This is a genomic window from Gordonia sp. G4, from assembly GCF_057770005.1.
The window spans coordinates 4,471,865-4,492,640 of sequence record NZ_CM173442.1; the positions used below are offsets into that span (position 1 = coordinate 4,471,865).

General features: G+C 65.1%; 17 protein-coding genes. 10 read left to right on the top strand and 7 right to left on the bottom strand.

Annotated features, from left to right (window positions below):
• Window positions 1-46 precede the first annotated feature (46 nt).
• A complete protein-coding gene (locus AC3B5T_RS20220; RefSeq protein ID WP_055476459.1) occupies window positions 47-691 on the bottom strand; it encodes a DsbA family protein in 645 nt (214 codons plus the stop codon).
• Window positions 692-895: 204 nt separating this feature from the next.
• On the opposite strand from AC3B5T_RS20220, the gene lnt reads away from it, so the two are divergent.
• Complete coding sequence (gene lnt / locus AC3B5T_RS20225; RefSeq protein WP_226514238.1) at window positions 896-2,404, top strand: apolipoprotein N-acyltransferase; 1,509 nt, start codon at window positions 896-898, stop codon at window positions 2,402-2,404.
• 15 nt (window positions 2,405-2,419) lie between these two features.
• Here lnt and AC3B5T_RS20230 read toward each other — a convergent pair whose 3' ends face one another.
• From AC3B5T_RS20230 to AC3B5T_RS20240, 3 genes are all read right to left on the bottom strand, one after another.
• Window positions 2,420-4,612 (bottom strand): heavy metal translocating P-type ATPase, encoded by a 2,193-nt coding sequence (locus AC3B5T_RS20230; RefSeq protein WP_055476458.1) that lies wholly within the window; start codon window positions 4,610-4,612, stop codon window positions 2,420-2,422.
• Window positions 4,605-5,021 (bottom strand): ArsR/SmtB family transcription factor, encoded by a 417-nt coding sequence (locus AC3B5T_RS20235; RefSeq protein WP_055476457.1) that lies wholly within the window; start codon window positions 5,019-5,021, stop codon window positions 4,605-4,607. Before AC3B5T_RS20235 ends, AC3B5T_RS20230 begins: the two co-directional genes overlap by 8 nt.
• 197 nt (window positions 5,022-5,218) lie before the next feature.
• A complete protein-coding gene (locus tag AC3B5T_RS20240) occupies window positions 5,219-6,496 on the bottom strand; it encodes a L,D-transpeptidase (protein WP_139104530.1) in 1,278 nt (425 codons plus the stop codon).
• 377 nt (window positions 6,497-6,873) lie between these two features.
• On the opposite strand from AC3B5T_RS20240, the gene resB reads away from it, so the two are divergent.
• Window positions 6,874-8,520, top strand: coding sequence for a cytochrome c biogenesis protein ResB (resB, locus tag AC3B5T_RS20245; RefSeq protein WP_055476456.1), 1,647 nt, complete (start codon window positions 6,874-6,876; stop codon window positions 8,518-8,520).
• Between the two features lie 131 nt (window positions 8,521-8,651).
• The gene (locus AC3B5T_RS20250; protein ID WP_055476455.1) at window positions 8,652-8,981 is read left to right on the top strand and encodes a DUF4229 domain-containing protein; all 330 of its coding nucleotides are present in this window, start codon (window positions 8,652-8,654) and stop codon (window positions 8,979-8,981) included.
• A gap of 253 nt (window positions 8,982-9,234) precedes the next feature.
• Here the strand turns inward: AC3B5T_RS20250 and AC3B5T_RS20255 are convergent, their stop codons facing one another.
• Window positions 9,235-10,026 (bottom strand): M23 family metallopeptidase, encoded by a 792-nt coding sequence (locus AC3B5T_RS20255; RefSeq protein ID WP_239582609.1) that lies wholly within the window; start codon window positions 10,024-10,026, stop codon window positions 9,235-9,237.
• A gap of 518 nt (window positions 10,027-10,544) precedes the next feature.
• On the opposite strand from AC3B5T_RS20255, the gene AC3B5T_RS20260 reads away from it, so the two are divergent.
• Window positions 10,545-11,567, top strand: coding sequence for an endonuclease/exonuclease/phosphatase family protein (locus AC3B5T_RS20260; protein ID WP_307814794.1), 1,023 nt, complete (start codon window positions 10,545-10,547; stop codon window positions 11,565-11,567).
• A gap of 185 nt (window positions 11,568-11,752) precedes the next feature.
• Here AC3B5T_RS20260 and AC3B5T_RS20265 read toward each other — a convergent pair whose 3' ends face one another.
• A complete protein-coding gene (locus AC3B5T_RS20265; protein WP_055476452.1) occupies window positions 11,753-13,288 on the bottom strand; it encodes an acyl-CoA synthetase in 1,536 nt (511 codons plus the stop codon).
• 115 nt (window positions 13,289-13,403) lie between these two features.
• Window positions 13,404-14,042 carry a TetR/AcrR family transcriptional regulator gene (locus AC3B5T_RS20270; RefSeq protein WP_055476451.1) on the bottom strand — a complete coding sequence of 213 codons (639 nt, stop codon included), beginning with the start codon at window positions 14,040-14,042 and terminating at the stop codon, window positions 13,404-13,406.
• 98 nt (window positions 14,043-14,140) lie between these two features.
• Here AC3B5T_RS20270 and AC3B5T_RS20275 point away from each other — a divergent pair, with 98 nt between their 5' ends.
• The 6 genes from AC3B5T_RS20275 to AC3B5T_RS20300 are packed head-to-tail and all read left to right on the top strand — an operon-like array spanning window position 14,141 to window position 20,446.
• Window positions 14,141-15,028, top strand: a complete 888-nt coding sequence (locus AC3B5T_RS20275; RefSeq protein ID WP_055476450.1) for a CoA transferase — start codon at window positions 14,141-14,143, stop codon at window positions 15,026-15,028.
• A gap of 23 nt (window positions 15,029-15,051) precedes the next feature.
• Window positions 15,052-16,257 carry a thiolase family protein gene (locus AC3B5T_RS20280; protein WP_055476449.1) on the top strand — a complete coding sequence of 402 codons (1,206 nt, stop codon included), beginning with the start codon at window positions 15,052-15,054 and terminating at the stop codon, window positions 16,255-16,257.
• A 52-nt stretch (window positions 16,258-16,309) separates the two neighbouring features.
• On the top strand, window positions 16,310-17,983 hold the full coding sequence (locus AC3B5T_RS20285) for a long-chain-fatty-acid--CoA ligase (RefSeq protein WP_006897082.1): 1,674 nt from the start codon (window positions 16,310-16,312) through the stop codon (window positions 17,981-17,983).
• On the top strand, window positions 17,980-18,777 hold the full coding sequence (locus AC3B5T_RS20290) for an enoyl-CoA hydratase/isomerase family protein (RefSeq protein ID WP_008382197.1): 798 nt from the start codon (window positions 17,980-17,982) through the stop codon (window positions 18,775-18,777). The genes AC3B5T_RS20285 and AC3B5T_RS20290 overlap by 4 nt, the downstream gene beginning before the upstream one ends.
• 23 nt (window positions 18,778-18,800) lie before the next feature.
• Window positions 18,801-19,964, top strand: coding sequence for an acyl-CoA dehydrogenase family protein (locus AC3B5T_RS20295; RefSeq protein WP_008382198.1), 1,164 nt, complete (start codon window positions 18,801-18,803; stop codon window positions 19,962-19,964).
• On the top strand, window positions 19,961-20,446 hold the full coding sequence (locus tag AC3B5T_RS20300; RefSeq protein ID WP_055476448.1) for a MaoC/PaaZ C-terminal domain-containing protein: 486 nt from the start codon (window positions 19,961-19,963) through the stop codon (window positions 20,444-20,446). The genes AC3B5T_RS20295 and AC3B5T_RS20300 overlap by 4 nt, the downstream gene beginning before the upstream one ends.
• The last annotated feature ends 330 nt before the right edge of the window (window positions 20,447-20,776 follow it).

Below are 20,776 nucleotides of genomic sequence, written 5' to 3' on the forward strand. Positions count from 1 at the left end.
TCGGGCGCAAAGCCTGACGGCTCTGAGGTCTGCCGGGGTGTGATGGTCACTGACGTATCGCGGATTCGAGCGCAGAGCTCAGATCGTCATAGCCTTCGGGCTTGATGAGTTCGTCGTTGATGAAGAACGTGGGGGTTCCGGTCACGCCTAGTGCTTTGCCGTCAGCGACATCGCGGTCGATGAGCTCGCGGGTGGCCTGTGAGTCATAGGCGGCGGCGAATCGCTCCATGTCCAGGCCCAACACCTGGGCGTAGGAGAAGAACAGATCGTCCAGCGGCACCTTTTGTTCGCCCCAGCTGCGTTGAGTGTCGAACATCTTGCGGTACATCGGTTCGAATTGGCCTTGTTCGGCCGCCGCGGCCACGGCCCGTGCCGCGCGGTCGGCGTTGAAGTGCCCGGGGAGGGGGAAGTAGCGGACCACGAAAGTGACTTGATCGCCGTAGGTTTGGCGAAGCTGCTCCACCGCCGGGTACGCCGCCCCACACCCTTCACACTCGAAGTCCAGGAACTCGACAAATGTCGCCTTGGACTCGGTCGGAGCCGATAGCCGTGGAGAATCAGGCCGTACCGTCGTATACGCCTGGTCGCCGGACTGTTCGCTCTCTCCGGCCCGGGAGACCACGAACACCACTGTGAGCGCCAGGCAGAACACGAAGACTGCCGCGAGCGACATCTTGACGTTGCGACTCATCGAGACATCCCTCCGCGTCGAACCTTGACCGCTTGAGCTGGCACGATCATCACTCCCGTCACGATTACTACTACGTTGGCTAGTAGTTTACAGGGCGTGCGGTGTCGTCCGGGCGATTGGCGTGCATATCACGCACGACCGAACCGGTGAGGGGAGCGGTGGGCGGTGAGTCGTCACTCGGATGCTCGGCATGCCGGCGCAGGTCTGCCACCGATATGTGCATCTGCACTACGTATCGCGGCTGCGGCCGGTTCGGGCGGGCTGCTGTATGTGAGCTTCCCTCCGCGCCAACTGTGGTTCCTTGCCCCGGTGGCGATCGCGGTCCTGGTGGTGACACTGCGTGGGCGGTCGCTGTGGGCGGCGTCAGGCTACGGCTATCTCGCTGGGCTGGGCTTTTTCGTGCCGCTGCTGCCGTGGGTCGGTACGTATGTGGGTGCGGTGCCGTGGCTGGCCTTGGCGGCGGTCGAGGCGGTGGCGTTCGGTGTCTTCGGGGCGGTGGCGGCGCTGGTCGGCAGATGCCGCGGAGCGCCGGTGTGGCTAGCATGCGCCTGGGTGGCAGTCGAAGCCGTCCGCTCCCGCGTGCCTTTTGGCGGTTTTCCCTGGGGCCGAATAGCATTCGGTCAGCCGGACGGGTTCTTGCTGCCGTTAGCGGCCTTGGCTGGCGCGCCGGGGTTGTCCTTCGTTGTGGTGCTGCTCGGCGCACTCCTGGCCGCGATCGCAGTGGCGGTAATCAACGTGCACCCTCGGGCGTTGGCCGGCCCAGGCGTAGCAGTCGCCGTAGTGGGAGTGCTGACATGGACCCTGGCGCCGTCGCAGACAGCAGAACCGGAGGAGCAGTCGGTGACGGTGGCGTTGGTGCAGGGCAACGTACCGCGGTTGGGTTTGGACTTCAATGCTCAGCGACGTGCAGTGCTCGACAATCATGTCCGGCGCACTCTCGACCTGGCGGAGGAGGTCAGCTCTGGGCGGGTCGTGCGTCCCGATGTGGTGGTGTGGCCGGAGAACTCATCCGATATCGACCCGTTCGGTAACCGTGATGCTGCGGCGCAAATTGATCGTGCCGCGCGGGCGATCGAGGTGCCGATCCTGGTGGGCGCGGTGATCGCCGGGAGCCACAGCACGTCCCGCAATACGTTGGTGGTGTGGGATCCCGTCACCGGGCCTGGTCAGGAGCATGACAAACGTCAGCTGGTGCCGTTCGGGGAGTACTTGCCGCTGCGGGGACTGATGACACAGCTTTCGTCCTACGCCAGCCGGGCTGGCAACTTCATTCCTGGCACAGGCGATGGCGTTGTCGATCTTGCCGGGGTGCCCGTGGCGGTAGCGACCTGCTACGAAGTCGCGTTCGACGATCTGGTGACCGAATCGGTGCGCGCCGGTGCGCAGCTGATCGCGGTTCCGACGAACAACGCGACGTTCGGGCGCACCGAGATGACCTACCAGCAACTCGCGATGTCGCGAGTTCGGGCAGTCGAACACGATAAGGCGGTGGTCATCGCAGCAACCAGTGGCGTGAGCGCGGTCATCGAACCTGATGGGACCATTGCACAACGCACAGAATTGTTCTCCCCCGATGTTCTCATCGCGCGGGTGCCGTTGAGGACAACGACGACCCTGGCGACGCGGATCGGAGCAGCAGGAGAAGGGATCTGTGCTGCCGCCGTCCTGGCGGCACTGATTGTACGCACGTGGAGATCACGCCTACGCTCCTGACGCGGCGTGGCTCCCTCAGTGACGCTCGCGATGAAACGTTGGCGAGCTACTCGGTACGTCATCGGCGCCATCCGACGGGCTCGAACAGCAACTGCACCCTGGTTCTGTTGTGGCCGAACAGCTCTTGCTGGTCGCCGCGCCGCGTGCTCGTGGTGTCGGCAGCAGGGGTACCGCGGGCACCGACCGTGGTTGAACGGGGGTGGTGGCTGGTCCTGGAGCGCAACAGGCGTCGCCTGTGTCGTGGTAGGCCGACACCGAGATGTTGAGCGTGCCGGGGGATACCCGGGGCACGGCACCGGTGCCCGGCAGCGCTTTCGTCCGGGCGGCACGAATCGCGTTGGCGATCACCAGCACTTCTGCGAGTTCGTGGACGAAGACCACTGTGGCCAGGCCGAGGACGCCCGTGGCGGCCAGCGGAATCAGCACACCGATGATCGCTAGGGAAAATCCTATGTTCTGCATCATGATTCGGCGTGCGCGCCGAGCATGGGACAGTAGTTGCGGGAGATGGCGAAGATCTTCGCCCAGCAACGCCACATCGGCGGTTTCGATAGCGACGTCGGTACCCATCGCTCCCATCGCAATACCGACATCGGCGGTGGCCAACGCCGGGGCGTCGTTGACGCCGTCGCCGACCATGGCGATCGCCCGCCCGCGCGCTAGCGTGGCCAGCAAGTCGGCTTTGTCTTCGGGAAGGAGTTCGGAATGGACGGTGCTGATTCCGGACGCAGTGGCCAAAGCATGTGCGGTGCGGTCGTTGTCCCCGGTCAGCATGACCGAGTCGACACCCAGCGCCGTCAGTTGCCCGATCGTTTCAGCGGCCTCGGGGCGAAGCTCATCGCGGACCGCGATCGCGGCGACGACGGTGCCTTCCCGTTCGATCAGCACGACGGTGGCGCCGTCGCTCTGCAATCGAGTGACGTCTCCGGCGAGCGCGCCGGGATCGAGCCACCCGGGTTTGCCCAGGCGCAGTTGCTGTCCGCGTATCCGGCCGGTGAGGCCGTGACCGGCGATCGCGGTGACGTCATCGGCAGGTGAGCCCAGAGCAGGTGCGGCCGCGAGAATCGCGCTCGCCAACGGGTGCTCGCTGCGAGCCTCGAGCGCGGCGGCATAAGACAACGCGTCCTCGCGGGTGACCTCGGGTGTGCTCACCACGTCGATGACCTCCGGAGTGCCGCGGGTCAAGGTGCCGGTCTTGTCCAGCGCGACGACGCGGACCTGTCCCAGCTCTTCGAGTGCAGCACCGCCTTTGACGAGTGCGCCATGGCGGCTGGCGGCGCCGATCGCGGCGACCACCGTCAGCGGCACCGCGATCGCCAACGCACACGGGGACGCGGCAACGAGCACCACCAGGCCGCGTTCGAGCCACAGCAGCGGATCACCGAGTAGCGCACCGATACCGGCCACGAGTGCGGCTAGCACCATGATGGCCGGGACCAGGGGGCGGGCGATGCGGTCGGCGAGACGTTGGCCGGCGCCCTTGCGTTCCTGCGCTTGCTCGACGATGTGCACGATGCGGGCTAGGGAACTGTCGGCGGCGCGGGCGGTTACGCGGACTTCGATCGCACCGCCACCGTTGATCGCGCCGGCGTAGAGCAAGTCACCCGGACCCGCCTCCACGGGCACAGATTCGCCGGTGATCGCCGACAGATCTACGCTGGTAGTGCCAGCGGTGATAGTCCCGTCGGTCGCCGCGCGCTCACCGGGACGCACCACCATCACATCGCCGAAGATCAACTCATCCGGTGACACGGTGACCTCGAGACCCCCACGAATCACCGATGCGGTCGGTGGAACCAGCGCGAGCAGCGCCCGCAGGCCTCGCCGGGTCTTGGTGACCGCGTAATGCTCGAGTCCTTCAGCGACCGAGAACAAGATTCCCAGCAGCGCGGCCTCGGGTATTTGGCCTAGCGCCACGGCGCCGATTGCGGCGATCGTCATCAGCGTTCCGACACCGATGCGCCCGTGGCGCAGCGATCGCAGTGTCGACGGCACGAACGTGGAGGCGGCAACAACTGCCGCGAGCAGTTCCAGGACGACGCCTGCGGTGTCCGATAGCGAGCTTCCGATGATCCAGCCGAACGCGAGGAAAACTGCTGCTGCGCCGGCGAAACGCAACTCGCGTACTTGCCACAACCGGACCGGTCCCTGATCGGCCTCAGCCTCGAGGGCGGCGGAATCTGAGGGTCCGCAGCATGCGTCACTCATGTGTATGCCCCTGCACTATGGCCGCCGCCGGTTTCGTCGCGGCTGTCGTGGAGACCCCGGCGACCGCCAGAACCGCTGTCACGAGAGCATGACCGGACGGAGTCAACGCATACATCACCAACCGTCCGTGGCGACGCCCGGTCACGAGGCCGGCACTCTTGAGCAGGCGCAGATGGTGTGAGACAAGGTTCTGCGCCATGCCGACCACCCACGCGAGGTCGCAGACACACAGTTCGTCCCCCGACAGCAACGCTGTCGCTACGCGCAGACGAGTGGGATCGCCGAGCGCACGGGCCCCGGTGGCGGCACGGTCGACCGCCGTCGCATCCGGCAACGCAGACCGGATACCTTCTGCGTGAGGCAAATCGAGGCACAGCAAGTCGCATGTATCCACCGGCTCCCGGGTCATATCGACATCCTTACGTTCGTTGATATGTCGCCATGTAACCACCTTCGGGCAAATACCTCAATATCCGTTGATGTGGCGGATGGCATACCCGCGGGCACGGACCGGTCGGGGCCGGCCCGTAGGCGTCCAGGGTCAAGGCCGGACGAGCTCAGTCGACTGGACCGTGATGGAGTGTCTGGATCGAGCCAGCCCGATGCCTAGGTGTCTGCGTTGCCCTTCTTCCACTGTGCCCACGGGATGTTCCAGTCGCCGAGTCCATCGACTCCCGATAGTGTTTCGGCGTTGGTGTTCTTCACCGTGACGGGGTCGCCGCGCATCGTGTTCTTCACGAGCCATTCCGCGTCCGCGGGACTCAGATTCGGGCAGCCGTTGCTGACATTGCTGTTGCCCTGCGCCGACAGAGACCACGGGGCACCGTGCATGTAGATGCCGCTGTAAGACATCTGCACCGCCCAGTCGACGGGTGTGCGGTATCCCGCCGATGACTCGACAGGAACTCCGTAGGTGGAGGAGTCCATGACGATGTGCTCGACGCGATCACCGATCATGTAGATGCCGCGTGGAGTCGGTGTGCTGTCTTTGCCGAACGACGTCGGCATCGTTCGGATGACCTTGCCATCCCTCTTTACGACGATGGTCTTGGTGTTGTCGTCGGCTTCGATTGTCTGAGCTCGGCCAATGGTGAAGTCGTAGGACAGATTTCTGTTGCCATAGAGCCCGTCGCCGAGGTCGACTCCGTAAATGTTCACGGCGACACTGACCTTGGTCCCCGGCATCCAGAAGCGCTCGGGCCTCCATCGGACCTCGGAGTCGCTGATCCAATAGAACGCGCCTTGCATCTGTGGATCAGAGGCCACGGTGATTGCAGCCTGCGCCTTCCGGCGGTCAGGGATGGGATCCGAGAATCGAACACCAATCGTGTGCGCAATTCCGACGGTCTTCTCGCCCAGAATGGCCGCGCTGGTCAGCGACTCCGGCGAGGCTGTGGTGAAGCCTTGCGAGACGCTCGTTCGACCACCCACACCCACGGCTTCAGCTCGAACGGAGTACTGCTTCGAGTACCCCAACGGCTGGGTGCTTGTCCAGGTACTGCCATCCTCGCTCAGCGAGCCCGCCAACGCACGCCCGCTAGATGTTGGGATATCGACGTCGGTCAACGCGCCGCGACTGGCCGTCACAACGATAGGAAGCCCAGGTTCGACAACCGCGTCGGGAGCGAGCCGATCGCCTCCTTCGGTGGCCACAGCGATGGAGGGTTGTGCGATGGCCGCAAAACTGTCGACGGCCGAAATCTGGTCACTGTAGGTAGAGCTACCGCCAGCCGAGCTGCACGAGGTCAGTACCACCACGACGGCCGTCAGCGCCGCCAATACCAGTACATGCCGAGCCTTGACCTGCGCCGAACGGTGGCGTCGAAGGGTTCCCAGACGTTGCCGCAGCTGACTATGGCCAGTCGATCGGCGGTCGCGACGCATCGTCCTCGGAGTGCCAAAGCGGCCCATCAGTTACAAAGCCCTTCATCCGGAGCACACACCGACGACCACAGAATGTAGGCGCCGCCACAGGTCTTACTAACAATGATAGTAGTTTACGGCTCACCAGGCCTCACCGCTCCGATCGAGCAAGCAAGACCCAACGTGGTTGCCATCCGGGTTCTATAAATACTACGGTGCGTAGTAATCCGGGTAGGTGAGGGAGAGCAGGTGAGACCCATAGTGGCGGTGCGGGGGAGTATGTCCCGGCGACCCACCGCGCTCGTGGTGGCGGGTGTCGATCGGCACTCGGCCGGCGACTTCGACGTCGCTCCTGCAGTCATGGACTGTCGGAGTGCGACGACGTTACCCCCACCACGATGATGGGAACCGAAGCGCCGACGCCGCGCCGAGCGCACCCGGCGCTTGGCTCCCTGCGCAGACTGTGGCGATCGCTCACGTCGATGAAAACCGCACTCATGCTGCTGTTCCTGTTGGCCGCAGCCGCGATCCCGGGCGCCATGCTGCCACAACGACCGCTCAACGAGCAGAAAACAACCCAGTACATTGCCGACCGCGGCGCGCTCGGGGTGTGGATGGACAGACTGCAGCTGTTCGACGTCTTCGCCAGCACGTGGTTCACCGCGATCTACGTCCTGCTGTTCGTATCGCTTGTGGGCTGCCTCACCCCCCGAATTCTCGAGCATGCGCGCGCAGTGCGCGCTCAGCCGGTCCCCGCGCCACGCAACCTCATTCGTCTGCCGCGGCACGTCGAGGACACGGTGCACGGAGATCCTGACGAGGTTGCTGCCCTGATAAATACCAATCTGCGTGGCTGGCGCCGAGTCACCACCACGCGCCCGGCGACGGGTGCCCAACCCACCGAAGCCGTGGAGATCTCCGCGGAGAAGGGCTACCTCCGCGAGTGGGGCAACCTCCTGTTCCACTTCTCACTGCTCGCCCTGTTGATAGCGATCGCGGCCGACAAACTTTACGGGTACGAGGGCACCCGCAGTCTCATCGCCGATGGCACGCAAGGCCTCTGTAACACCTCGACGGCCGTCTATGACTCGTTTCGAGCAGGCAGCCTTGTCGACGGCACCGATCTCTCACCATTCTGTGTTCGTGTCGAGGGCTTCGATGCGAGGTTCCTGCCGAGCGGCCAGCCCGACATGTACGAAGCCGACGTCAGTTACACCGACGACGTACGACAGTCCGACCCCACTACCTGGAACGCTGCGCGTATTCGAGTGAACGAGCCTCTGCGAGTAGCCGGTGACCGCGTCTACGTCCTAGGCAATGGCTTCGCACCTACATTCACAGTGACCTTCCCGAACGGTGAGCAGCGCACTCAGACAGTACTTTTCATTCCCGACAACTTGCAGACGATGTTGTCCTCAGGCGCGGCCCGTTTTGATACTCCCGCGGGGCTTTACCCCGACGCGGATGAACGGCGCCGCCGACAGATCGCGATTGAGGGTCTGTTCGCGCCGACCGCGGCATTCCAAGGAACGCTTCTCACCTCGTCGTTTCCCGTGCCGAATGATCCGTATGTAGCGATCAGGATCTACCAGGGCGACACCGGACTGGATACCGGTCGTCCGCAGAACGCATACTCCTTGAACCAATCACTCATCGAGCAGGGCCGGCTCCAGCAGCGGGCCCAAGTCAATCTCGGCCCAGGAGAGACCCACACCATCGCCGACGGCACCGTAGTGCGCTTCGACGGGTACGAACGGTTTGTGTCCATGCAGGTGTCGCACGGGCCGGCACAGAACTGGGTCCTGCTGACCGCGACTGTGATGCTGGCTGGGCTACTTGTGTCCCTGCTTGTCCGGCGCCGACGAATCTGGGTGCGGTTGGTGCCCACCGAGATCGATGGCCAACGACGCACTGCTGTCACCATCGCCGGTTTGGCCCGCACCGATCAGGCTGGGTGGGGCGAAGACTTCAACGAGCAAGCGCGGCGATGGATGACCGAGCCAGCGTCAGCGAACCGCCGACTACGACGCACACGTCACGAATGAGACTCACATCAGCAGAGATTCATCCTGCGGGGATCGATGTCCCCCAGTTGAAGCACTCGACGAGAGGGCGTGCCACGTCACACATACATCCGATCGCATTCAACAAGCAGCACACGGAAGGCCTACCGAACATGAGCAGAAGCACTTCTGACCATGCCGCCCCCTCGCCCGCCCCTTCGGGCAAGTCACTCGTCGCGATTGCCCTGCTGTATAACGCCGCGCGGCTAGCACTCGCCGCTGCGCTGTGCGGATTGATCCTGTTGATTTCCTTCGTATTTGACGTGAAAATCCCGATTTTCGGAGCCGTCGTGCTCGCAGTAGTGCTCAGTAGTCCAGTCTCGATGCTCGTCCTCAAACCCCTACGAACTCGCATCAATCACCAGGCCGAAGCGATGGACGCCCACCATGCGAGCAAGAGGGGACTCGCGAAGAGCCGCTCGGTGAACCTGCCAGATAGTTAAACCACAACCCAGGCACGTACGCACCTCATCATGGGGTACGACCACCAACCAGCAAAGAGCGGCTGCCACTGTCCGCCGCGGCCTGTGACCACGATAGATTTGCACACCGTTGCGATCCGATCGATCGGGCGCATTTGCCAGAAGCTTGCCGTCGGTAAAGCTCAGTAAGACCACGAGACTGGCAACGTCGGCTTGGCTTACGCCCGCACACCTGCCACGAAATCTCCAGCAGCTTTGCACCGTTCACGCCGGTTCAGCCGACGACGTAGACGCCCCGGGTTCTCAGCCACTGTGCCGGATCAAGTTTGGGTCCGTCTTGCTGCCAGACCTCATAGTGCAGGTGTGGTCCAGTGGAGTAGCCGCGGTTTCCTACCGTTGCGATCTGCTCGCCGGCCCGGACTCGTTGTCCGACGCTCACCAACGCCTCGTTGATGTGCCCGTACACGCCGATCGTGCCGTCGTCTTGCAGCACGCGTACCCATAAACCGAAACCATCGGCCGGACCGGATTCGATGACCTGCCCATCGCTTGCGGACACCACCGGCGTGCCAATCGCGTTGGCGATGTCAAGGCCATAGTGCGTGGTACTCCAGCGTGCCCCGTAGCTCGAGGTCACGGTGCCGTAGGTAGGTGCCGCCGACCGCGGCCGTTGTGGCGCAGGGGGATCGGAAGGCCGCAGACGATCTGGCTGCACCAACTCTCGCACGGCCGCGGTCAGCTCATCGAGTGACGATGTCCGCGCCGGCGTGGTGTCTTGTCGATCGTCCACCGATCCGAGGGCTACAGGTGATGGCGTTGCCGCGGATCGGTCGTCGGCGGACACGCCAGCCTGGAAAACTGGGGTGACTGTTGGGCTGTGACGATCGGCGAGCGCAGTGGCCGCGGTCCCGCCGGCGACGCAAAGGACCACCGCAGCCGCGAGCGATCCACTGACCCCGGCTGCGGCTACGGACCTGAGTGGTGTTCCCGACGTCTTCTCCTCGTCGAGCACATCGAGAAAATCAGAGTGAACTGGCTCATTGTCATGGTGATCGAGAACGGACATCGCCCGCTCCCATGGCGCGGTAGGCGCTGCAACCCTTTGGTTCCTGCCGACGTCGACCGAGCGTGGTGTGCGCCACGGCCCATACGCGTCATGGTCGAAACGGGCCGCGTGCGGCCGTGCATGATGCGAGGGGGACGGGTGTGGGCGGGCGCCGCGAGGCGGGTTGGGAGGAGACGTCCTGGGCGCACTCACCGATGAAATCTGCGGCGAGCGCGTGAGGGCCGGGGCAGGTGAGGGGACTGCTCGGGTGAACCCGACCGCAGTCTCAGGGGGGTGGGGTATCCGATGTCGCCCCGACGCCCGCGCGATACCCGAATGCCGTGGCACCGAAGGCCCGCGGTCGAAAGCCGCCGACGCAGGGCGGCGGGACGCAGGTATACCAGCAGGAGGTGGGCTGGGGTCAGATTTGCGATGCCGTGCCAATGAAGGTCCCTCAGTTCAAGCGTCGTTCCGGATGAAACAGTTCGATATCGAACGGGCCACGGACAGATTACTACTACCGTGGTTAGTTTCTCCGAGTGGGCGTCAGAATCGTCATCCTGCGCCTCTATCAGCGTTCTGAGCCTGACGGCGATCGTGGCATGATCGACCGCATGCGTGGACTCCTACGAGCACTCGGCTGGGGTGCGGTCCTCGCCGCTGTCGTCGGGATTGCTGCTCACTACTCTGGCCTGGTCAGCAATACCGCGTCCCGGGTGGCGGCGTTCACGCCGGTGTTAATCGGCGTCGGTGTCCTCGGCCTGGTGCTGTTGCTCGTCGCGCGCGCCTGGATCTCCGCGGTGGCAGCTGTGCTCGTCGTTGCCGTGGGCGTCACGGCGCAGGCCCCGCTGTATTGGGGAGTGGACGAACTGGTCTCGGACTCGGACTTGACCGTTATGCAGGCAAACATCTTTCGCGGGCAGGCCGATCCGGATGAGATGGTGTCGCGGGTACGCAGCTCGCGAGTCGACGTCATGACGGTGGTCGAGCTGACGCCCGAGTCGGTGGGGGCCCTCGATCGCGCCGGGTTGCGCCACGCCTTGCCGTTCGCGTTTCTCCGTCCCCGCGAGGGTGGAGGTGGAGCCGGCATCTATGCTCGGTCCCCGCTGACTGACGGGCAACTCCTGCGCGGATTCGAACTGTCGAATCTTCATGCGCGACTTACGCTACCAAACCGCTCGCCCATCTCGGTCTATGCACTGCATCCGTTGCCGCCCTATCCGGAACCATCGTGGCGCTGGAATGCCGAGCTCCGCGAGCTACGCTCGATCCTGTCCGCCGACACAGATCCGCTGATCATCGGCGCCGATGCCAACTCGACCTACGATCACCGCTCCTTCCGGCAGCTGCTCTCCGGACCGCCGGATTCACCCCAGCTGACCGACGCCGCCGAGCATCTCGGATCCGGCGTCGTCGCGACCTACCCCGCCGGCCGACCCTACCCGCCCCTGCTCGCGCTCGATCGGGTACTCACCCGCAACGGCCCGACACCGACATCGTTCCGGCGGATCGATCTGCCGGGCTCCGACCACCACGGGGTGCTCGCGAGCATCCGGCTTTGAGATTGAATCGCGGTCTGGCCGAGGCCGCCCGACTGGTGACGAAACACGTTGATTCGCATCAAGATTCGCCGATAATCTACGTTATGTAAAGTAGGCGATGCCGAGTATCCCGCGAACTCGACCTCTCCCAGAGCGGGCCAAATGGCAGGTGGCTTGGTAGAGGAGCCTAACGAGCTATCCGATTGTTAGCTGGTGGCGACTGTGCCTTCCGTGATTGCATCACGCAGCACGTGCTTGAGAATCTTCCCCGAGGGGTTACGGGGAATGGGCCGGGTGATGAGCTCGCGCGGAAGCTTGTAACCCGCAATGAACTGGGATCCGTACTCGCGGAGCGACTCCAAGGTGACCTCGCGGCCCTCGACCGGGGTGACGACGGCGATGAGGCTCTCCCCGAGCATCTCGTCCGGCCGCCCGACGACCGCCACATCGGCCACGTCCGGGTGGCCGGCGAGGGCCTGTTCGACCTCCACCGAGTACACGTTGCGCCCGCCCGTGATGATCATGTCCTTCATCCGATCAACGATCGTGATAAACCCGTCGGCGTCCCGGACCGCCACGTCGCCGCTGTGCAGCCAGCCGTCGCGGAGCGCATCGGCGGTGGCCTCGGGCTTGTTCCAGTAGCCCTTCATGATGGTCTCGCCTCGGTAAATGATCTCCCCGGGCTCGCCGACCGCGGTGTCGTTGCCCTCGTCGTCGACGATCCGCGTCTCGGCGTTAGTGATGGACGCCCGTCCGGTGGCATCTGGGCGGGCGCGTACTTCGTCCGGAGTGAGGAAGATGCCGGTCGGGCCGCCTTCGGTTTGGCCGCACAGCTGGAAGAACTGCACGTGCGGCAGGGTGGCGAGCAAGCTGGTCGCCGCGCTCGGCGGCATTGGTGCGGCGCCGAAGAAGCCCAGCCGCCACGCGGACAGATCGCGCGTGCCGAGCTCGGGGTGCTGCAGCAGTATCTGGTACATGGTGGGCACGCCCAGGAACACGGTGATGCGGTGCTTCTCCAGCGCATCCAGGACCGCCTTGGGCTCGAACGCTGGCAGCACCACGTGAGTGGTGCCCAGGCTGAACCCTGACATAACGAACAGGACCAGCTCCGCGCAGTGGTACATCGGCGCGACGTGCAGATTCCGGTCGAAGATATTCATACCGAGTGCGGAAACCGAGTTCCCCACCCACAGCATGCGGTGATGGTCGAACAACGCTCCCTTGGGACGCCCGGTCGTGCCCGAGGTGTAGAGGATAATGCAGTCGTCGTCCTCGATGACCTCCACTTCCGGCGCGGTGGTCGGCATGGTGTCTGCGAGCCGCGCGATGCCCTGCGCGGCGGGCTCGTCCAGCACCAGACTTTGCGGCGCGGACGGCAGCGGATCGAGTTCGTCGAGGCCGGCCACCACCACCGCGAGCCCCTCGGAGTACAGCAGCACCGTCGCACCGGAGTCCTCGAGCAGGTAGCGAAGTTCGCGGGCCGGCACGCGAGGGTTGAGAGGCACGGCGACGGCCCCCAGTCGGAACGCTCCGTACAGGCCCAGGATGTACGCGTCGGAGTTCGGACTCAGCAGTGCCACCCTGTCGCCCTTGCCGACTCCGAGCGACGCCAACGCGTGCGCATACTGATTGATCCGGGCCGCGAGCTGCTCGTACGAGTAGGTGCTCTCGCCGAAGATCAGTGCGGTCTTGTCCGGGTGCCGGCGGGCATTGAGCGCGAGGGCGCCTCCGAGAGTGGCCATGGTGACTCCTGAGGTGTCGATGACTCCGGGATCGGGTATGTGACCCCGGACACAGCAGGAACAGTAACCGCCAGCGTGATGCTTGTACAGATGTTCAGTGAAAGTGAAACTCGGGTCAGGTGGCTGACCCGTGGGAACGATCGACAGCTCCTCCCCCGGACACGCTCACGCCGAGTTCGGGCTTGCTGTGCCCCTCGGTGTGGGTGAAGGTCCCGAGGTGGGTCCAGACGGCATCCACCAGCGGCTGCAGGAACAGTCGGCCCATCTGGTTGATGATCACGTCGACCACCTGGACGGAGTCGGCGCGACCTCGCGAGGCCGCGCCGGTCTCGCGCATCGCAACGACCTCCCGGTGGGTGAGTTCGGTGAGCCGCTCCAGCAGTTGCCCCCGCTGGCCGCCGGGTTCGAGTAGCGCCCGGCGGAGGTAGTTGACCACCTCCGGGTTTCTGAACAGCATTTCCGCGACGGATTCATTCCGGACGCGAGCGATTTCTTCGCCGGCCCCGTCGGTCGGCGCCGAAGCAAGGGCCGACGCAAAACGCTCCACGACGATCTGCTCCACGGCCTCGCGGAGGCCGTCTTTGGACCCGTAGTGATGGACCACCAGCCCGACAGTCACCCCGGCGGCGGCCGCGACCGCCCGCATCGGTGTGCGGTCCTCGCCGTTGGCCGCGTAAAGCTCGAGAGCGGCGTTGCGGATTCGCGCTTTGGCGGTGAGATCTTGGTCGCCGGAGTGCTGGGCGGGGCGGTCCACGCGGTCTCCCTTCGGTCGACAAACGAGTCTACGGGGACGCGCCAATCGCTAAAGCTATACAGTGGCTAAGTTTACTGACTACTTGTATAGTCGCTGGAATGAGTCTTCGATCGCTCCGACCCCTGGCCGGCATACAGGTCGTCTCTTTGGCTACCAACCTGCCCGGTCCGCTGGCCGTGGCAGGCCTTCGTGACCTCGGCGCAGCGGTGATCAAAGTGGAGCCGCCGGTGGGTGACGCCTTGGCCGTGGCCGCGCCCTCCTGGTACGCAGAACTGACACAGGGGGTGGAGGTTCGTCGGGCCGACCTCAAGAGTCGTAGCGGCCTGGAGGAGCTGACCAGGCTGCTCGATACGGCGGACGTGTTGGTGACCGCCATGCGCCCGTCAGCGTTCTGCCGACTCGGCCTCGGCGATCTCAGCGACCGCTACCCGCGGTTGTGCCATGTGGAGATCGTGGGCTACGACGGCGCCGACGAGGAGGTCGCGGGCCACGACCTGACCTATCAGGCGAGATACGGCACCATCCGGCCGCCGCACCTGCCGCTGGTCCCGGTCGCCGACACCGTCGGTGGGGAGCGGGCCATCTCGGCCGCCCTGGCACTGCTGCTGGCGCGGGGACAGCACGACTCCGGTGGACATCAACGCATCACTCTCGACGCGGCCGCGTACGACTCCGCGGCTGCCCTCCGGCACGGCCTGTTTGGCAATGGAGCACCACTGGGCGGGGCTCTGCCCTCCTACAACATCTATGCCACCGCCGACGGCCATATCGCCCTGGGGGCACTCGAGCCGCACTTCGAGGCCCGCACCAGAGAGGTACTCGATTGCGACGGCACATCCGCCGCCTACACCCGCGCCTTCGCCGCGCGCACCACGGCCCACTGGGAGGATCTGGCCGCGCGCCACGACATCCCGCTCAGCGCCGTTCGCGATGCCCACCCGGCCACAGCGCAGACCACTCACGCGCTCACGGCGACTACCGCCTGACCACCTTGAGGAAGGACCCAGTCATGACCGACTCCCCCCAGCCCCGTAGTTCCCGAGCCACCCGCGAGGCGGTGATCGTCGATGCCGTCCGGACCCCGGTCGGCAAGCGCGGCGGGGCGCTGGCCGCCTGGCATCCCGCCGATCTGCTGGGGGCCACCCTCAGTGAACTGGTTCGCCGCAGTGATGTGGCGCCGGAGAAAATCGACGACGTGATCGCTGGCTGTGTGATGACGCACGACCAGCAGAGCTCCAACATCGCCCGCCATGCTGTACTCTCCTCCGGCCTGCCCGATTCGGTGCCGGCCGTGACCGTGGACCGACAGTGCGGCTCGGGGCAGCAAGCTGTCGCATTTGCCGCCCACGGTGTGGAGGCGGGGTCCTACGACCTCGCCATCGCATGCGGCGTGGAGTCGATGTCACAGGTGGCGCTGCCATCCTCACTACAACCCGGCGCCCCGCTCGGCCCGCAGTACTCCCCCCGGGAGCTGGCCCGCTACGACGGCGGACTGCTGGTGCAGGGCCCGTCCAGTGAGCTGATGAACACCCGCTTCGACCTCAGCCGGGAGGAACTCGACGCGTTCAGCCGCCGGAGCCATGAGCGGGCGCTGGCTGCCACCCGCGACGGCCGCTTCGAGACCCAGCTGGTTCCGTTGCGCCGCGACCCGCTCGATGACTCCAGCGAGCCCGTGACCGCGGATGAGGGGATCCGGGCCGAGCTCGACCCGGAGAAGATGGCGTCCCTGCGGGCGGTGTTCGCCGAGGACGGCAAGACCACCGCAGCCAACTCCTCCCAGCTCAGCGACGGTGCCGCCGCACTACTCATCGCCGACCGTGAGTTCGCCGAGGCCCACGGGCTCACCCCCCGCGCCCGCTTCGTGGTCCACGCGGTCGCCGCGGCCGATCCGATCATCCAGTTCACCGCGATCCTCGAGTCCACCCGCAAGGCCCTGGTCCGGTCGGGGCTCACGGTGGACGATATCGACCTGTTCGAGGTCAACGAAGCGTTCGCGGGAGTACCGCTGATGTTCCAAAAAGAGTTCGGCGTCCCCGACGACAAACTCAACGTCAACGGCGGCTCGGTGGCCGTGGGCCATCCCCTCGGATCCACCGGCGCCCGCATGATGACGGACCTGCTGACCGAGCTCGAACGCACCGGCAGCCGATACGGGCTACAGACCATCTGCGAAGCCCACGGCACCGCTAACACCACCATCATCGAACGCCTCTGACGAGCCCCCTCCGTCCCAGCCACCGTCCCAACCCCACTTCAGGAGCACCAACATGACGTCCCACCCCATCGTCACCGGTCTGCCGTCGACACACGGTGACAGTTACCAGCTCAACACCACCACCCTGCTGCGGCACTCCGCCCGGACCTACCCCGAGCAGGAGATCGTATTCCGCACCATCGACGGGGGCTGGGACCGCTACACCTACGCAGACATGTTCGAGCGGGTCGGGAAGTCAGCCCACGCGCTCACCGGGCTGGGGGCCGGCCCCGGAACGGTGGTGGGAATCCTGGATTGGAACTCCAAACGCCATATGGAGCTGTACTGGGCGATTCCCGGTATCGCATCGGTGATGCTGCAGATGAACCTGCGGCTCGCCCCGGTGGACCTGGCCTATGTCACCGACCACGCCGAAGCCTCGATCGTGCTGGTCGACGAGTCCCTGCTGCCCGTGGCCGAGGCGCTGGTCGAGCAGGGCGTCGGGGTGAAGACCTGGGTGGTCATGACGGACAAGCCACTCTCGGAGATCTCCACCACCCTGCCCGGGGTCGTCCACTGGGAAGACGCGCTGACGGCCGCGGAATCGACCTTCGACTGGCCGATGATCGACGAAACCTCGGCGTACAGCGCGTGCTACACCACCGGCACCACCGGCCGCCCCAAGGGCGTGTACTACTCCCATCGCGGGATCTACCTCCACACTCTTGCCGAGGCAGCGCAGTTGAAGATGGGCGACGACGACACCGTCATGGTCATCACCCCGATGTTCCACGGCCAGGGCTGGGGACTGCCGCAGTCGGCCATCTACTCGGCCGCCAAGGTCGTGCTGCCCGGACGGTATACGGCCGAGGACACCTCTGTGCTGGTTGACGCGATGATCTCCGAGTCCGTCACCGTAGCCAACGGTGCCCCCGCGATCTTCGAGCCGATGCTCGACTACATCCGCACACTCAAGACGCGCCCGGACTTCAGCCGCGCCCGTCTGCTGTCCGGGGCGACCGAACCGTCGTTGACGCTCATGCGCGGCTTCCATGACCTCACCGGCGCCGACATCATCCACGCCTACGGCGCCACGGAGACCACTCCGCTGGTCACCGTCAACGCAGGCCTGAAGCACACGCTGCGGGACGTGCTCAGTGAGAAGGAGAAGTGGGATCTCAAGCGGGCCCAGGGTCTGCTGGTCAACGGGATCGACATCAAGGTCGTCGGACCGGACGGAACCGAACTACCCCACGACGGTGTCTCCCAGGGCGAGGTGCTCATGCGCGGCCCGTGGATCATCGAGCGCTACCACAAGATGGAAGACAAAGGCGGCGCGTTCGCCGATGGGTGGTGGCGCAGCGGCGATGCCGGCACGATCCGCCCCGACGGCTACCTCAAGCTGACCGACCGCATCAAGGACGTGGTCAAAAGCGGCGGCGAATGGATCTCCTCGATCGACATGGAAAACGCGATCGTCGCCCACCCACAGGTCCGCGAAGCCGCCGTGGTGGGGATCGAGCATCCCAAGTGGCAAGAGCGCCCGGTTGCGATCGTCGTCCAAGAAGACGGTGCCGATCTTGACGTCGACGACATCCACGCCGTGTTGGAAGACAAGTTCGCCAAGTGGCAACTGCCCGACATCGTCATCTTCGCCGACGCGCTGCCGCGCACCAGCGTCGGCAAGTTGGACAAAAAGACGCTACGCACCGACCACGCCGATCTCTACCGGGGAGCCGAGGAATGAACAACCGGAGCGGACACGATGATGTGGTGCGCAGCGAACGACGCGGAGCGGTCGCGATCCTGCGCATCAACCGACCCGAGGCCCGGAATGCACTGAACGCCGCGGTGTTCGCAGCCTTGAACGGGCACCTAGCCGAGCTGCGGACCGATGACTCCGTGCGCGCCATAGTTTTGGCCGGCGCGAGCGGCGTGTTCTGCGCTGGAGCAGACATCACCGCGTTCGACGCCCTGCGGGCCGATCCGTTGATCGGGCAGCGGCGGGCCTCCGGGGGGACTCTATGGGCCGACCTGGAGAACTTCCCCAAACCGGTGATCGCAGCCGTCGAGGGCCTGGCCCTGGGGGGCGGGCTCGAACTCGTCCTGGCCTGCGACACCAGCATCGTCGGCCAGGGTGCCCGCCTTGGATTACCCGAGGTCAAGCTCGGCGTCATCCCCGGCGGCGGCGGCACCCAACGACTCATCCGGGCGCTCGGCAAACCTCGCGCCATGGCACTGCTGCTCAGCGGCGACCTGGTCACCGGGACCGAGGCCGCCACCCTCGGCCTGGTGGGAAAGGTGGTCGACGACGACGAGGTCGTCGAACAGGCGATCGCCCTGGCGCAGCGGATCTCGGCTAATTCCCCGCTGGCCGTGGCCCTGGCCAAAGACGCCGCCCTGGCCGCGCAGACCGGGTCGATAGCCGCAGGGCTCGAGCACGAAAAGCGCAACTTCGTCTATTCACTCGCCTCAGACGACAGCCACGAGGGCCAGGCCGCCTTCGTGGCCAAGCGTTCGCCGAACTTCACCGGCCGCTGACCCGGCCCGACAAGGACAAGATCATGACCACCACCCTGTTCCCCGACCACCGCCCCACCTGGCAAACCGAGTCCCACGAGTTGCTACGGGACCACGCCCGCGCCTTCTTCGCCAGAGAAGTCACCCCCCGCCAGGCGGACTGGGCCCGGCAGGGCCACGTCGACCGCGAACTCTGGAACAGAGCCGGAGCGGCAGGCCTACTGCTCACCGACATCGCCGAAAAGGACGGCGGCGGGGGAGGCGACTTCGGCCACGAGGCTGTAGTGGCCCAGGAACTGGCGTACGCGCACGACAGCGCGTTCGGCTTCACCGTGCACTCCACGATCGTCAGCCACTACATCAACGCCTACGGGACCGAGGAGCAAAAGCGCCGCTGGCTACCCGGGCTCGCCTCCGGCGAGAAAGTGGTGGCCGTCGCCATGACCGAGCCTGGTACCGGCTCAGACCTGCAGAACGTCAAGACCACAGCGATCCGCGACGGCGACCACTACGTGGTCAACGGCGCCAAGACCTTCATCTCCAACGGCACCCACTGCGACTTGGTTGTCATCGTGGCCAAGACCGATCCAGCGGCCGGCGGCAAGGGCATCTCCCTACTAGTCGCCGAGGTCGACAATAACGTCGCGGGCTTCTCCCGCGGCGCCGTCCTCGAGAAGATCGGCATGCACGGATGGGACACCCGCGAACTCTTCTTTGACGACATGCGGGTACCGGTGGAGAACATCCTTGGCGAGGAGGGCTCCGGCTTCGCCGAACTCATGACCCAGTTGCCGCGGGAGCGACTCATCATCGGAGTCGCCGGCGTGGCAGTGGCCGAGGCCGCGGTGATCGAGACCATCCGGTACGTCAAAGAGCGCGATGCGTTCGGCAAGAAACTCCTGGACTTCCAGAACACCCAGTTCGTACTAGCCGAGTGCAAGGCCGACGTCTACGCCGGCAAGGCGCTGATCGACGACGGCATCCGCCGCCAGATCGACGGCACCCTCGACGCCGCCGGCGCCTCGATGATCAAGCTGTGGGCCACCGACATGCAGTGCCGCGTGGTGGACAAGTGCCTACAGCTGTTCGGTGGCTACGGCTACATGATGGAGTACCCCATCGCCCAGATGTACACCGCCTCCCGCGTGCAGCGGATCTACGGCGGCACCAACGAGATCATGAAGCTGCTCGTAGCCAGGTCGCTGTGAACGCCACTCCCCCAAGTCCGTCCGTCTACGCCGAAGACTTCACCCCGGGCCAGATCCTCGAACTGGGCGATCACACCGTCTCCAAGGCCGAACTGGTGGATTTCGCCACACGCTGGGACGCACAGTGGTTTCACATCGATGAGGAAGCGGCCGATCAGGGACACTTCCGCGGACTCATCGCCAGCGGGGTACACACCATCGCCATCGCTCAACGGCTGCTCACACAAACAGTGCTCAACCAATGGGCAGTGATCGCCGGGCTCGGATTCGACCGGGTCCGGTTCCCGGTGCCCGTCCGACCCGGGAACGTTCTCACCGGAACCGTCCGGATTGCCGAGGTCACTCTCGACGGAACACGCGGGCGAGTGAAGATGGAGATGCGGCTGACCGATCAGGACGACCACACCGTCCTCTACGCCGAACTGACCATCGTCATGTGGCAAAGAGAGCAGGCCACGACACCGTCCGGAGGCTTCAACTGACACACGGCAGGACGTCACCAGAAAGAGCCACGGTCCCGCCCTACATCGACGAAGCGACCTTCATCTCGTATCCGCAAGTCAGCGTGGGACGTGACGACCCCACCTCACGACGGTGGCTCAAGGTAGTCAAACCCCCGTCCGAGCGCGTCCGCTAGCTAGCGATCGATTTCGCGACACTCACAGAACCAGTCGTTTCCGCAGGGCAGCAGTGTCCGAAAACTCGTGTCGCCTTGCCACCCACATCGAGCACCGGTAACCAGACGTTATGACAAGTAGCGGGTGCTGAGTTGTAAGTTCTGCGAACTCGACACCTCCCGGACATTCTCTCGC

Excerpts from the sequence above, each read along its gene's own strand:
- AC3B5T_RS20280 (WP_055476449.1), top strand. The coding sequence starts at position 15,052 with ATGACCGACTCCCCCCAGCCCCGTAGTTCCCGAGCCACCCGCGAGGCG.
- AC3B5T_RS20235 (WP_055476457.1), bottom strand. The coding sequence starts at position 5,021 with ATGACCCGGGAGCCGGTGGATACATGCGACTTGCTGTGCCTCGATTTG.
- AC3B5T_RS20295 (WP_008382198.1), top strand. The coding sequence starts at position 18,801 with ATGACCACCACCCTGTTCCCCGACCACCGCCCCACCTGGCAAACCGAG.
- AC3B5T_RS20250 (WP_055476455.1), top strand. The coding sequence starts at position 8,652 with ATGAGCAGAAGCACTTCTGACCATGCCGCCCCCTCGCCCGCCCCTTCG.
- AC3B5T_RS20285 (WP_006897082.1), top strand. The coding sequence starts at position 16,310 with ATGACGTCCCACCCCATCGTCACCGGTCTGCCGTCGACACACGGTGAC.
- AC3B5T_RS20230 (WP_055476458.1), bottom strand. The coding sequence starts at position 4,612 with ATGAGTGACGCATGCTGCGGACCCTCAGATTCCGCCGCCCTCGAGGCT.
- resB (WP_055476456.1), top strand. The coding sequence starts at position 6,874 with ATGATGGGAACCGAAGCGCCGACGCCGCGCCGAGCGCACCCGGCGCTT.
- AC3B5T_RS20255 (WP_239582609.1), bottom strand. The coding sequence starts at position 10,026 with ATGTCCGTTCTCGATCACCATGACAATGAGCCAGTTCACTCTGATTTT.
- AC3B5T_RS20240 (WP_139104530.1), bottom strand. The coding sequence starts at position 6,496 with ATGCGTCGCGACCGCCGATCGACTGGCCATAGTCAGCTGCGGCAACGT.
- AC3B5T_RS20275 (WP_055476450.1), top strand. The coding sequence starts at position 14,141 with ATGAGTCTTCGATCGCTCCGACCCCTGGCCGGCATACAGGTCGTCTCT.
- AC3B5T_RS20220 (WP_055476459.1), bottom strand. The coding sequence starts at position 691 with ATGAGTCGCAACGTCAAGATGTCGCTCGCGGCAGTCTTCGTGTTCTGC.
- AC3B5T_RS20290 (WP_008382197.1), top strand. The coding sequence starts at position 17,980 with ATGAACAACCGGAGCGGACACGATGATGTGGTGCGCAGCGAACGACGC.
- AC3B5T_RS20265 (WP_055476452.1), bottom strand. The coding sequence starts at position 13,288 with ATGGCCACTCTCGGAGGCGCCCTCGCGCTCAATGCCCGCCGGCACCCG.